The 13506-nt window shown below is 50.5% G+C and carries 12 protein-coding genes and 1 riboswitch; of the genes, 4 read left to right on the top strand and 8 right to left on the bottom strand.

Going from position 1 to position 13506, the window contains the following annotated elements; translation table 11 throughout:
- Positions 1-60 precede the first annotated feature (60 nt).
- Complete coding sequence (locus tag KNP81_RS09905) at positions 61-681, top strand: hypothetical protein (protein ID WP_251130329.1); 621 nt, start codon at positions 61-63, stop codon at positions 679-681.
- 34 nt (positions 682-715) lie between these two features.
- Here the strand turns inward: KNP81_RS09905 and KNP81_RS09900 are convergent, their stop codons facing one another.
- Complete coding sequence (locus tag KNP81_RS09900; RefSeq protein WP_214719824.1) at positions 716-2749, bottom strand: heavy metal translocating P-type ATPase; 2034 nt, start codon at positions 2747-2749, stop codon at positions 716-718.
- A gap of 106 nt (positions 2750-2855) precedes the next feature.
- Entirely contained in the window at positions 2856-3230 is a 375-nt protein-coding gene (locus KNP81_RS09895) for an ArsR/SmtB family transcription factor (RefSeq protein WP_021065247.1), read from the bottom strand.
- 146 nt (positions 3231-3376) lie between these two features.
- Here KNP81_RS09895 and yhfH point away from each other — a divergent pair, with 146 nt between their 5' ends.
- On the top strand, positions 3377-3535 hold the full coding sequence (gene yhfH / locus KNP81_RS09890; RefSeq protein WP_021065246.1) for a protein YhfH: 159 nt from the start codon (positions 3377-3379) through the stop codon (positions 3533-3535).
- A 34-nt stretch (positions 3536-3569) separates the two neighbouring features.
- On the opposite strand, the gene KNP81_RS09885 is transcribed toward yhfH, so the two are convergent.
- The 3 genes from KNP81_RS09885 to KNP81_RS09875 all read right to left on the bottom strand — a co-directional run bounded on the left by KNP81_RS09885 (position 3570) and on the right by KNP81_RS09875 (position 5607).
- Positions 3570-3914, bottom strand: coding sequence for a fluoride efflux transporter FluC (locus tag KNP81_RS09885; protein ID WP_029596084.1), 345 nt, complete (start codon positions 3912-3914; stop codon positions 3570-3572).
- A complete protein-coding gene (gene crcB / locus KNP81_RS09880; protein WP_214719823.1) occupies positions 3911-4315 on the bottom strand; it encodes a fluoride efflux transporter CrcB in 405 nt (134 codons plus the stop codon). Before crcB ends, KNP81_RS09885 begins: the two co-directional genes overlap by 4 nt.
- A gap of 89 nt (positions 4316-4404) precedes the next feature.
- Positions 4405-5607: an ornithine--oxo-acid transaminase gene (locus tag KNP81_RS09875; protein ID WP_214719822.1), complete on the bottom strand. Its 1203-nt coding sequence runs from the start codon at positions 5605-5607 to the stop codon at positions 4405-4407.
- 156 nt (positions 5608-5763) lie between these two features.
- Here KNP81_RS09875 and KNP81_RS09870 point away from each other — a divergent pair, with 156 nt between their 5' ends.
- Entirely contained in the window at positions 5764-7806 is a 2043-nt protein-coding gene (locus KNP81_RS09870) for an EAL domain-containing protein (RefSeq protein WP_214719821.1), read from the top strand.
- A 41-nt stretch (positions 7807-7847) separates the two neighbouring features.
- Here KNP81_RS09870 and KNP81_RS09865 read toward each other — a convergent pair whose 3' ends face one another.
- Positions 7848-9251 carry a basic amino acid/polyamine antiporter gene (locus KNP81_RS09865; protein WP_214719820.1) on the bottom strand — a complete coding sequence of 468 codons (1404 nt, stop codon included), beginning with the start codon at positions 9249-9251 and terminating at the stop codon, positions 7848-7850.
- 224 nt (positions 9252-9475) lie between these two features.
- Here KNP81_RS09865 and KNP81_RS09860 point away from each other — a divergent pair, with 224 nt between their 5' ends.
- A complete protein-coding gene (locus KNP81_RS09860) occupies positions 9476-11104 on the top strand; it encodes a peptide ABC transporter substrate-binding protein (RefSeq protein WP_214719819.1) in 1629 nt (542 codons plus the stop codon).
- A gap of 113 nt (positions 11105-11217) precedes the next feature.
- Here KNP81_RS09860 and KNP81_RS09855 read toward each other — a convergent pair whose 3' ends face one another.
- Both KNP81_RS09855 and KNP81_RS09850 read right to left on the bottom strand, forming a co-directional pair.
- A complete protein-coding gene (locus KNP81_RS09855) occupies positions 11218-12810 on the bottom strand; it encodes a Na+/H+ antiporter NhaC family protein (RefSeq protein WP_214719818.1) in 1593 nt (530 codons plus the stop codon).
- A 112-nt stretch (positions 12811-12922) separates the two neighbouring features.
- A riboswitch (Lysine riboswitch) is annotated at positions 12923-13097 on the bottom strand.
- A 57-nt stretch (positions 13098-13154) separates the two neighbouring features.
- The gene (locus tag KNP81_RS09850; protein ID WP_021065238.1) at positions 13155-13439 is read right to left on the bottom strand and encodes a hypothetical protein; all 285 of its coding nucleotides are present in this window, start codon (positions 13437-13439) and stop codon (positions 13155-13157) included.
- Positions 13440-13506 lie beyond the last annotated feature (67 nt).

Genomic DNA, 13506 nt, shown 5'->3' with positions numbered 1-13506 from the left:
AAAATATTTTGCGGTGAAATCAGGAAGTATTGTACGATGTTTACAGAAGGAGGGATGACCATGTCCCAACGAAAATGGCTGACCGTACTCATTTCGTTATCCGTCTTATCCATACTCGTTCTCGCTAGTTTCGCCTCCCAACTTCGCGACACGACAAGGCAAATCGAATCGATTCACGGTCAACGTCTCGACTCGTATGACGCTATCGAGGATATCATGTATTTCAACATCGAACGAGCCAACGCCATCCGTGGTCTTCTCGCCTATCAAGACCGGCGCTTTTTAGAATCGTATTACAGTATGTCCCAGCAAGCAGAAGAATTGAAAACATCCATTGCGAATGATCCCGGCACTCCGAGCTCACTCATCGATTTGCTCCATCGCGACGGGATTTGGGAGCAAGGGGCCGATCAAGTGCTCGTCCTCTATGAAAGGGGCGACATCGAAGCCGCGACTGACCTCGCTGAAACGATGACTGATCAACGTCAAACGATTCTCGAAGATTTACGAGCCTTAAAAAAGATGCAGTATGACGACATCCGCAAACAATTGATTGCGACCGAGAATCAAATCGATGTGCTGATGCAAGCGCTCACGTCCATCGCCATCCTCCTCAGCGCTGTGATTATCGTCATTTTATTTTTGATTTTCAAAACACGCAAAAAGAACCGACCTCAATGAGTCGGTTCCCAGCCTCGAGCATGCTCGAGGTTTTTTATTTGGCGTGAATCAATCGGGTGGCGTTCCCAATGGCGAGTAAGGCGACCCCGACATCGGCAAACACGGCTTCCCACATTGAGGCGAGTCCGAATACGCCGAGTAAGAGGAAGAGCGCCTTCATCCCGAACGCGAACGTGATGTTTTGCCAGACGATTCGTCGTGTCTTTTTGCTCAAATCAATCGCCGCCACAACATCGTGTGGGGCATCATTCATGAGAACAAGGTCAGCTGCTGCGACCGCAGTATCACTACCGACACCACCCATCACGAGTCCGACATCAGCACGCGCAAGCGCCGCCGCATCGTTCAAGCCATCACCGACAAAAGCGACCTTGCCGGTTGTTGCCAACCGCTCGACTTCCGTTACTTTTTGATGTGGAAGCAACTCGCTGTACACTTCATCGATGCCAATCGCTGAACCGACGGCATTCGCGACTTCTTGCCGATCACCCGTCAGCATGACTGTCCGATATCCGTATTGTTTCAACGCACGAATCGTCTGTTCCGCATCCGCCTTCACTTCGTCCCTCAACTCGATTCGTCCGAGCCAGCGATCATTTTTCACGACATGCACAATCGTCCCCGATGTCTCCGTCGGGATCGAGCAGCCCAATTTTTTCATATAGCGGGCACTACCGACGTAAATGCGGTGTTCACCGTCTATAGCCATCAGTCCGTAACCCGGCTCTTCTTGGATTGTTGCGAACGGCGCGACCGGACCGGCTTGCTCGACGATTGCTTTTGCAAGCGGATGCGTCGAAGCCATCTCGACACGAGACGCAAGTTGGAGCAACTCGTTCTTCGTCAATTCACCATTCGTCGCGATATCCGTCACTTCAAAACGTCCCGTCGTGAGCGTTCCGGTCTTATCAAAGATAACCGTCTCAACTTCGGCGAGGACGTCCAAATACTCGCCGCCTTTCACTAAAATGCCACGCCGCGAGCCAGCACCAATTCCACCGAAATAACCGAGCGGAATTGAGATCACTAAGGCACACGGACAACTAATGACGAGGAAGATTAAAGCCCGGTACACCCACTCCTCCAAATTTCCGACAAACAATGGCGGGACAAACGCGACCACAGCCGCTAAAACGACGACGATCGGCGTGTACACTTTAGCTAACCTTGTAATCATCTGTTCCGTCTTCGCCTTGTTCATGCTCGCCTGTTCAACGAGGGCAATCATCTTTTGAAGACTCGACTCCGCAGCCGGTCGCTCGACCCGAACTTCGAGCCGTCCTTCGAGGTTGATCATGCCGGCCAATACGTCTTCACCAGGCCCGACTTGGCGTGGCAACGACTCTCCTGTCAGAGAAGCCGTATCCAGTGAGCTGTCCCCTTGTAACACCTGACCATCCATCGGCACTTGTTCACCAGCCCGCACTATGATGACGGAGCCGACCGTTACGTCCTCAGGTCGTTTCTCAACTTCTCGCCCCTTAACAAGAACGCGTGCGCGTGTCGGTTTCAAATTCAATAGCGATTGAATCGACCGCCGTGAAGCGTGGACCGCTTTCGCTTGGAAATACTCACCGAGTTGATAAAACAGCATGACGGCGACCGCTTCCGGATACTCCGAAATCGCAATCGCACCGACCGTCGCAATCGTCATTAAAAATTTCTCATCAAACCATTCCCGATGCCATACGTTACGAAATGCGGCATAGACGACATCATAACCCGCAACCACGTAGGCGATTCCGTACACGACAAGCGAATCGGTATACAGACCGACGAGCAGAAATGCGAATGCAATCCCGAACCGCCATAACAAGCGACTCGACATCGGTACTTCCTCATCATCTTTCACAAAATGAGCACCCGGTTCAATTCGCGCCATCGACGCTTCGATAGCCCGTAGCGTCTCCGTATGATCTTTCGAATCATTCCATTCGATAATCATTCGACTTGTCGCAAAATCAATCTGACAAGCGGCGACACTGTCCTCTCCCGTCACACTCTTCTCGATTTTGGCGGCGCAGTTCGTACATGTAATCCCTTCGACGGGCAATACATCTCGTTTCATCGTTAATTTCGCCCCTTTTATATTCAAACGTTCATTTGAATATATCGTAACGCGGTCGCCTCACAATTACAACCGAAAAAAAAGCCGACTGGAATCCCAGTCAGCCTCACGTGTCTGATTCAGTCTCATCTTGCTCGGCGCTATGGGCCATCGCAATCTCGACGAGCAACCGGACGTGGTCATCGTCGAGCGAATAATAAACGACTTTTCCATCCTTTCGATATTTGACAAGTCCTTGCTCGAGCAATGTCCGTAAGTGATGGGACGCCGTGGCATTCGAATGTTTAATCACGGCCGCCACGTCACAGACGCACAGTTCCGCTTCGAGCGTGAGCACGTAGAGCACTTTAAGTCGGGTCGGATCGGCGAACGCTTTGAATAATCGACTGACCCGCGTCGCATCAAGATCGGTCAACGCTTGTTGTAATACCCCGACATCCTCATTCTGAATGGCAATCGTTTCGCATTGGGGTGCTTTCATCCATCTCACCTCATTTTCTATACTCTCATTCTAACAAAATCCGATTTATAAATCTGTTATATATTATTATTGACTTATCACCCTCTGTTATAATACAATCAAAACAACATAACAGCTACGTTACTTAAATAAAGGGGGCAGTTACAATGAATGAATGGGCAAGCCGACTTGAATCTTCCGTCGAATTTTATCGGAAGTTACCGGACAAGACGTGTCAAGAGTGCGGGAAACAGATGGATGAGCAGTGCGAGTCTTACGAGAACACGTGCCCATCTTGTGCTGAAAAACTCCAACTTAGCGAATAAAACAATCCCTCGGAAACGTGTTCCGAGGGATTTGTCATGGCAGATGATAACCGAGATAGGCCGCCAGCAGACCAAGTACATAGGTCGCAAGCAAATACATCCCGAAACGAAGCCAGTCTTTGGCGACGAACCGCATCACTTCGAGCTTGAACGTCGAGAACGTCGTGAACGAACCGAGAAAGCCGACACCGAGTCCAAGCATGAGCGACGGGCCGGCACTCGACGCATATAAATAGCCGAGACAAAACGACCCACTCACATTGACGAACAGCGTCGCCCACGGGAACATAGATGTCGTCCATGTTTTGACGAGCTGACCAATGCCAAACCGTGCCATCGCTCCAAAGAACGCCCCCAGCATAATGATGGCGATCGTCATCGCACCACCTCTTCTCGCCTGAACTGTTTGAACCGACGCCGTCCGAACCAAAACCCGAGCCACGAACTGAACAGACCGAGCATAAGGCTTAGTGTCACGTAGAGCAAGGCCATGCCAACTGCGCCGGACTCCAGCAACTCAATCGTCTCTACACTGAACGTCGAGAACGTCGTGAACGAGCCGATAAACCCGGTTCCGACCGCGGTGACGACACTCGGGGAGAGTCGTCCGGACTGAAACAGGAAGTGTGTCAGCCAACCGAGAGCGAAACTGCCTGATAAATTGATGAGCAGCGTCCCGAGCGGAAACATACCGACCCAAAACGTCTCGATGCCTGTGCCGATCCCATAACGTGCCAAGGCACCTAGCGCTCCTGCCAAACCGACGTATACATATAGCATCGCCAGGCCTCCCTTCAAAAAAACACCTGCCGCGAGCACGTCGCGAGACAGGTGTTGAGTCTGTAACCATTATACCAAGCGATGAGTGATCACGAAATAGCTGCTGGTGCGAACACGGCCGAGATGGCCTCGAACGCCTCATCGAGCTCCTCTTTCGTGATGACGAGCGGTGGTGCCAATCGAATCACCGTCTCATGTGTCTCTTTGCAGAGCAGGCCGCGTTCTTTAAGCGCCTCACAGTATGGACGGGCTGCTTCCGTCAATTCGATCCCAATGAACAGACCGCGACCGCGCACATCTTTAATGAGCGGATTATCGATTGATTTCAAACGGTCCATGAAATATGTCCCGAGTTCGAGGGAACGTTCTGGCAACTGCTCCTCTTCTAACACTTCGAGTGACGCGATCGACACGGCCGCCGCGAGAGGATTCCCCCCGAACGTCGAACCGTGTGATCCTGGATTGAATACGCTCAAGACGTTTTCATTGGCCGCCACACACGATACCGGGAACACGCCGCCCCCGAGCGCTTTTCCGAGAATATACATATCTGGCTCCACATCTTCCCATTCGATGGCGAACCATTTACCTGAGCGACCGAGCCCTGATTGAATCTCATCGGCCACAAACAACACGTTATGCTGCTGGCACAACTCGCTAGCACGCTTCAAGTAACCAGCCGGTGGGATGATGATGCCGGCTTCGCCTTGAATCGGTTCGACAATGAACGCCGCCGTATTTTCAGTGATGGCCGCCTCGAACGCATCGATGTCACCGTACGGCACGACTTTAAACCCTGGCAATAGTGGCCCGAATCCACGTTGATATTCCGCTTCTGTCGACATCGACACCGCCGCCATCGTACGGCCGTGGAAGTTGCCCGAGCAGACGATGATTTCCGCTTGACCTGGGATTTGTTTCACTTCATACGCCCAGCGCCGCGACGCTTTGACAGCCGTTTCGACCGCTTCCGCACCCGTGTTCATCGGCAACACCATCTCTTTGTTTGTAAGCGCTACCACTTTTTTGTAGAAACGACCGAGTTGATCATTGTAAAACGCACGTGACGTCAGCGTGATTTTATCGGCTTGGTCCTTAAGTGCTTGAATGATTTTCGGATGGCAATGACCTTGGTTGACGGCCGAATAGGCACTCAACATATCCATGTAGCGGTTCCCCTCTGGGTCTGTCACCCAGATCCCTTTCGCTTCCGAGATGACGATTGGAAGTGGATGATAATTGTGCGCCCCGAATTTCTCTGTCAATTCAATCACTTCTTGTGTCTTTGACATTTGATTTCCCCCTTATCAAAAAACTATCTTACTCCTTCAGTATATGATGACCGTCTTTCTTTTGACAACGACCAACTTGCCCATTCCTCGGTTTGGCAAAATAAGGTACACTGAACGTAGATTATGATTCATTTGATGTAGATTGGAGGAAACGACGTGGCTTCATTGCGTGATTTGCCGATTGACGAGTTTATCGATGCTTTATCTGTTCCATGCTGTTACATCAATCTCGATGGCAACGTCCTGCTGTGGAACGAATATGCGGAAACGCTGTTCGGATGGGGACGAGACGAGGTGCTTCACCATCCGCTCCCTGTTGTCCAACACTTACAGGATGCGCTTGAATCCTGGTCACCGATGCTCCTTCAATATCCGTTCTCGACGACGGCGATGACGCCGTTCAAACATAAAAACGGATCAGTCGTCTATGCGACTGCTTATTTACAATCTTTTTCCATCAACAACTATACGGGCTACTTCCTTGCGTTCCTGCCGAAAGGGTTTGGGCCGCTCATCAGTACAGAACAGTTCAATCTGCTTCACCACTTTCAAACGATGATTGAACAATCGACGTATTATTTGGCAACAAACGCTTACGGCGAGATTACAGAAATCAATCCGTTGCTCTGCGGGTTAATCGGCGCACCCGATCATCAATTCATCGGTCGTAACTGGTTCGAGCTCATCCATCCGTCATTTGAGAATCATCCGCTTGCCGAGGACGTGCTTCAAGCACTTACGACCGACCGCATCTGGAACGGTGAAATGCCTGTCCGTTCCGAGCGGCATGTCCGCAACATGTGTTGGCTCAATTTGACGGTCGTCCCGATTTTGAGTGATGAAGGCGAAATCGTACAATATACCGCTTTCGGCTTTGACGTCTCAGATAAAAAGCGACTCGAGCAAGAGGTCAATTATCTCGCGTACCATAACGACTTGACCGGACTCTTGAACAAGAAAGGATGGCTCCGTCAGTACAGCCACGTGTTGACGGATGTCGATCAAGGAGATGGCTTGGTTCACGTCGCCTTGTTCGATATCGATCGCTTCAAAATCATCAATGAATCGTTCGGTTCACGCGTCGGCAACGAATTGCTCCTTCAAATCAAGGATCGGGCCGCGCAGTTCTTGCCTGAGACGAGCGTCATGTTCCATCCGTCGGGTGGCTTGTTCGGGTTGATTTTCTTTGAACAGTCGAAAGAAGAAGTGTTCCAGTTGCTCCGTCAACTACAACATGAACTGCAGCGTCCGTTCCGGATTTATCATCACTCCATCATGGTGTCGATTTCTATCGGATGTGTTTTCTATCCTTCGGCCACGTCTTCATTAGAAGAACTGTATACACGCGCCGAGAGCGCCCTGTTCAAAGGCAAGCGAATCGGTGTCGGGACGATCCAGTTCGTCACGAAAGATATGGACGATGCGTTCTCACGTCAAATCCATATCGAGAAAGCACTCTATCAAGCACTTGAAGAAAAACATTTCTATTTAGAGTATCAACCAAAGTATGAGTTAAAGACTGACACGCTCATCGGGTTCGAGGCGCTTCTCCGTTGGCATCATGATGAACTCGGACAGATCCCACCGTCAGAGTTCATCCCTCTCGCCGAGGAGATGGCACTCATCGTCCCGATAAACAACTGGGTCATTCTCGAGGCGGCCAAACAGTTGAAAGCCTGGCAGCAACTAGTCAATCGTCCGTTGTCGATGGCCGTCAACATTTCACCGAATCAATTCCGGAGCGACAGCTTCATCAATACGCTCCGTAATATCAAGCAACAGCTCAATTTGAACCCGTCCGACATCATCCTCGAGATTACCGAGAGTCTCGTCATGCAGCAGACGGACGAGATTATCGCCCGGATGGATCAAATCAAACGTCTCGATTATCGCCTATCCATCGACGACTTCGGGACCGGCTTCTCGTCACTGCAATACTTGAAGTCGTTCCCGGTCGACGAGCTAAAAATCGATAAAGTCTTCCTCGATGATTGGTTGACGTCGAAGTCACACTTACTCGATGTCATCGTCCACCTCGGCAAGAGCCTGAATCTGCACGTCGTGGCCGAGGGTGTCGAGGACCAAGAGATGCTCGACCACTTGAAGCAAACCGCTTGCGACTCGTTCCAAGGGTTTTTGTACGCCAAGCCGCTTCCTCCAATTGAAGTCGTTCGCTTATTGACGGACAACAGTCAATGAAAAAAGTCATCGCGCGTCTCACGACGTACGATGACTTTTTGTTATAGGCTGATTGTCGCCGTCCATAGTCCATAGACACCGTAAGTGGCCGCCAACAGGATGACAACCGCAATCATATATTGCAACCGGCTGAGGTACGGCCGGCCTTGTTCACGTTCGGCCAACATGAAGACGAACACGCCCGGCGCGTACAAAATCATGGCGATGAGCATATACTCGACACCTGACGCATAGAGGAGCCAGGCCGCATAAACGGTCGCAATCCCCGACATGACGAGCATCGGGCGTGTTCCGGTCCGCCGTGCCTCTTTCCAACCGAACAAGGCCGAGAACAAGTATGGGACGAGCGCCGCGATGCCAGCGATACTCGAGAGCACCAAGTACGTCTGTTCCGAAAAGAGAGCGATGATCGTGACGAGTTGTGTGAACGCCTGTGTGATGAACAAGGCGCTCACCGGCGTCTCCTTTCGATTGAGTCGATTGAACAGTTTCGGGAACACGCCGTCACGACTCGCGACGTACGAAATCTCCGTCGCGAGAATCGTCCACCCGAGCAGGGCACCCGAGAGCGAGACGAGGAGTCCGATGTTGATGATGGTCGCACCGACTGGTCCGACGACGGCCTCGAGCACGTACGCCATCGACGGTTCCGAAAGTGCCGCGAGTTGTTCCTGGGTCATCACCCCAAACGATAAAATCGAGATCATCATATAAATGACAAGCGTTCCGACGAGTCCGATCACCGTCGCCCGACCGACGTCCCGTTTATGACGAGCCCGTGATGACAAGACGACTGCTCCTTCAATCCCGACGAACGCCCAAAGCGTCACGAGCATCGTCGACTTCACTTGCGGGAACACCTGTGACCAGCTAAATCCCGATTGTCCCCAGAAGTCGATTTGGAACGTGTCAATCCGAAACGCAAACAAGATGAGGACAATAAATAAAAAGATTGGGACGAGTTTGGCGATTGTCGTGACAATATTAAGAAGCGCCGCTTCTCTCATCCCGCGTGAGATAATCCAAAACAACCCCCAAATGACGACCGCGCTCATGATTAAGCGGAACGTCCGATGTTCTGACGAGAAAATCGGAAAGAAGTAGCTGAGCGTGCTGAAGATTAACGTGATGTTCGCTACCGTCCCAATCCACGCCGACATCCAGTAGCCCCACCCGCTATTGAATCCGACAAACTTGCCGAATCCTTCTTTCGCATAGGCGTAAATCCCACCTTCAAGTTCAGGACGTGTATTGGCTAAAAACTGAAACACGAACGCGAGCATGACCATCCCGATACCGGTAATCGTCCATCCGATTAACACCGAACCGACTCCAGCACCTTGTGCCATCGCTCCCGGTAAATTAAATGCGCCTCCGCCAATCATCGTTCCAACGACCATGGCAGCGAGCCCAAAAAAGCCGATTCCGGCTGACTGTAACTTCATTTAAAACCCTCCACAAAAAGTTGACGTCTGACGAATAACTATACATCGATAATGTATAATCATTCGATGATTTCCTTATTCTACTGAAACTAATGGTGTTTAGATAGGTATTTTGCTAATGTTTATATTTTCGAATAATTTAAAAAATTTTATTGCGCATTCATCTTGTTTGTAGTTTAATTGCAATATATTCGAAACAATCAGAATTTTCGGGAGGTAACACAATGCGCAACAAAAAATGGTTAGCTTTATCGGGTGTCGCTTTGCTTGCAACGGCAGCATGTGGCGGCGGAGAAGAAACAACAGATTCGTCTGAAGGCTCTTCATCAAGTGATGCGAAAAAGGAAATCACGCTCGTCTCGGCGACAGATTTGCCACAGCTCGATCCGACGCTCACAACGGACTCGACGTCAGTCATCGTGACGAACAACGTCTTCGAGGGACTGTATCGTCTGGATGAAAATAACCAACCGGTACCGGGAATTGCTGAAGACGTAGAAATTTCAGAAGATGGACTTACATACACCTTCAAATTGCGTGATGCGAACTGGTCAGACGGTTCACCGGTCACAGCTGAAGATTTCGTCTACTCATGGAAACGCGCCCTCAATCCTGAGACAGGTGCTGAGTACGCCTATATCCTCCAAGATTTGAAAAACGCCAATAAAATTCTCGCAGGCGAAGAAGAACTTGATACGCTTGGCGCGAAAGCGCTCGATGAGAAGACACTCGAAGTACAATTGGAGGCACCTGCCCCTTACTTCCTCGGGTTGACAGGATTCCCGACGTACATGCCGCAAAAGCAAGAGTTCGTCGAAGAACAAGGCGAGTCGTTTGCGACAGCTGTCGATAAGACACTTTACAACGGACCATACGTGTTAGATAGCTGGCAAGACAATGAAGGTTGGGTCTATAAAAAGAACCCTGAGTATTGGGACGCTGAAAACGTCAAGATGGATACAATCAACGTCAAGGTCGTTAAAGAAGTCGCGACGGGCGTCAACTTGTTCGAATCGGGCGAAGTCGATTACACGCTCTTGTCATCTGAATTCGTTCCACAATTCCAAGACTCGGATGAGTTCAAGACACGTGCCGACGCACGAATCAACTTCCTTCGTTTCAACCAGAAGAACGAATCACTTCAAAACGTCAACATTCGTGAGGCACTCGCAAAAGGCTTCGATAAGCAAGGCGTCACAGACGTCATCTTGACGGACGGTTCACAGCCGGCCAACTATATCGTCGCGAAAGACTTCACGTTCACAGAAGATGGAGCTGACTTCCGCGAGAAGTATCCAGACCTTCAAAGCTATAACGTCGACGAGGCGAAAGCGGCATGGGAGAAAGGTCTTGCCGAACTCGGTGTCGAGACAATCGAACTTGAGTTCCTCTCACGTGACGAAGAAGCGTTCAAGAAAGTCAACGAGTATATCAAAGGTGAGCTCGAGAAGAACCTTCCTGGCCTCACACTTAACATTAAGCAACAGCCGTTCAAAAACTTCCTTGAACTTGAAGGCGCTGGCGACTATGACGTCTCCGCTGCCGGTTGGGGCCCTGACTATCAAGATCCGATGACGTACCTCGACATGTGGGTCACAGACGGTCCGTTCAACCGTATGGCTTACTCGAACGACGAGTACGACAAGTTGATTCAAGGCGCGAAACAAGAAGCCGATCAAATGAAACGTTGGGAAGCGATGCAAGAAGCCGAACGCATCTTGCTCGAAGATGATTTCGCGATCGCACCGATTTACCAAAAAGGTGAGGCTTACCTTGAGCGTTCAAACATCGAAAACATGTACCGCCACCCGTTCGGAGCTGACGCTAGCTTCAAATGGTTGGACGTCAACTAACCCACAAACCCTGCCGCTTGCTTGCGGCAGGGTTTGTTTGTTGGGGCTATGCCGTTGTGACGCAAAAAAAGGGGACGTACCACGAAGTTGTGGTATGTCCCTTATCTAGATGATTACGCTTCGCGCTCAGTCCGCATATCGGCTGGTACGCGTCCGCGTTTCGAGATAATTTGCGCAATGACGAGCGCCACGACGAACGTCGCGAGGGCTGCGAAGAATCCGACCCACATCGAGTCTGAGATTCCAAGGACCAAGTAACCGACCGCTGCCACGCCGGCTGAAATCAAGGCGTACGGCAACTGCGTCAACACGTGGTCGATATGGTGCGACCCGGCACCCGTCGAACTGAGAATCGTCGTATCCGAGATTGGTGAACAGTGGTCTCCGAACACCGCTCCGGCGAGAACAGCGGCAAGTGTCGGTAGCAAGAGCTCCGGCTCGACTGCCATAATCAAATCGGCTCCGATTGGAAGCATGAGACCGAACGTTCCCCAGCTCGTTCCTGTCGAGAACGCCATCAGACCGGCGATCAAGAACAAGAGGAACGGCAAGTAAGATGGTGAAATCGAATCTGTAACGAAACTTGCCAAGTAGTCACCTGTCTTCATGTCACCGATGACGGCGATAATCGTCCAAGCAAACAACAAGATGAGCACGGCTGGCCACATGGCGCGAATTCCGCCCCATGTCGCTTGTCCATAGTCTTTCGCGGGAATCTTGCGGCCAATCAACAATAAGAGGGCGACAATCAAGCTGATGACAGCACCCGTTACGAGGGAACGTGTCACGTCTGTTGATTCGAACGCTCCGATCAACGAGAAGCTCTGACCGTCAGCGGCAAGCGCCTGTCCGCCCGTGTAGAGCATGGCCGACACTGTCGCGATAATCAAGGCGATAATCGGGACAATCAGGTCACGGACTTTCCCACCTTCATGTTCGTTCAAATCTTCACTCATCCCCATCGGCGCACCTTTCGAAGCGTCGTAGAGTTCCCCTTGGAGGGCACGGAGTTCATGCGTGCGCATCGGTCCGATGGCAAGTCCCGTGTAGGCGACATAAGCTGTCAAAAGCAATGCGAACACGGCGTAAAAGTTCATCGGGATAATTTGAATGAACGCCGAGAACGATGAATAGCTGTCAATCGAATATTTTGCAAGAATACCTGAAAGAATGGCAATGATGTAGGCTCCCCAACTCGATAACGGACTGATGACACAGACTGGTGCGGCCGTTGAGTCAATCATGTAAGCGAGTTTCGCCCGTGACACTTTTTTCCGATCCGTGAGAGGTCGGCTGATATTCCCGACGGCGAGACTGTTGAAGTAATCGTCGATGAAAATTAAAATCCCAAGTCCGAACGAGACGAGACGAGCACCACGGGCTGTCTTGACATTTGAAGCGGCCCATTCTCCGAACGCGCGGGCGCCACCCGACGTTTGAATGATCGATGACAAAATCCCAAGCAAGAGCAAGAACGCAATCAAGAGCACGTTCCATTCATTAATGGCTCCGTCGGCCCAGAATAAGGCGATGACGTTCGACCACAAATATTGAATCGATTCGAGAGGATTAAAATTGTGAAGCAATAAGACCCCTGCAATAATCCCGACACCGAGTGACGGAATGACTTTCCGTGTTGTGATGGCCATAATAATGGCCAATAAAGCCGGTACGAGTGAGAGTACCGAAGTTGAATAATCTACCATGTGATTTCCTCCTCTTTTGTTAGAGATGAGGCCCCCCTATGCTTAAAAAAACGCAAAGCGAGGGCATCGGCAACAAAGCCGACACCCTCGCTGGATGTTCCGTCTTTCTTAGCCGACTTGGAGCGCTCCATACGTAAATATGTATGGCAGTCTGACGGGTATTTCCCGTCAGCCCAGCACAAAGTCAGAGACATGACTTTACACTTCGGCGATCTTGCCTTTCTGTAGTCTTCACCGTTGTCGTCCTCGGACTACTTACTCATCAGCATCGCACCTCTACCTCATCGATAGCACGAATATTCATTTAAAGTTACGTCTAAATTATCATAGGTCATAGTGACTAATCAATAGTTTTTTTCATCTCGGATGATTTGTTTCAACACCGCGAGTGCAGCCTGGTCGTCTGACTCGACCGCTTTAAAGAAATCACTAAAGAAATGATATAAGACAAAACGCTCGGCGTGTGACGTCGTATGTTCTTTGATTGTTAAGAAAATAAGGTGACGCAATCGCCGTTTCGTCCGCGTCTCGTCGGGCAATTCTTGACATCGGTCTTGGAAGGCACGATATACAGAATTGATCAAATCCCCATGTTCATCATACGACCGGTTGTATGCAACTTGTTCCATCTGTGATATCCCCCCTTTCCATATTTACCGATGAAACTTGTCGTAACTATACCAACTTAAGCCGATC

The sequence above is a fragment of the Exiguobacterium sp. s149 genome (assembly GCF_018618395.1).
GTDB lineage: Bacteria > Bacillota > Bacilli > Exiguobacteriales > Exiguobacteriaceae > Exiguobacterium > Exiguobacterium chiriqhucha.
Note: the sequence above shows the minus strand (reverse complement) of the source record. Positions and strands in the feature narration are given on the sequence as shown.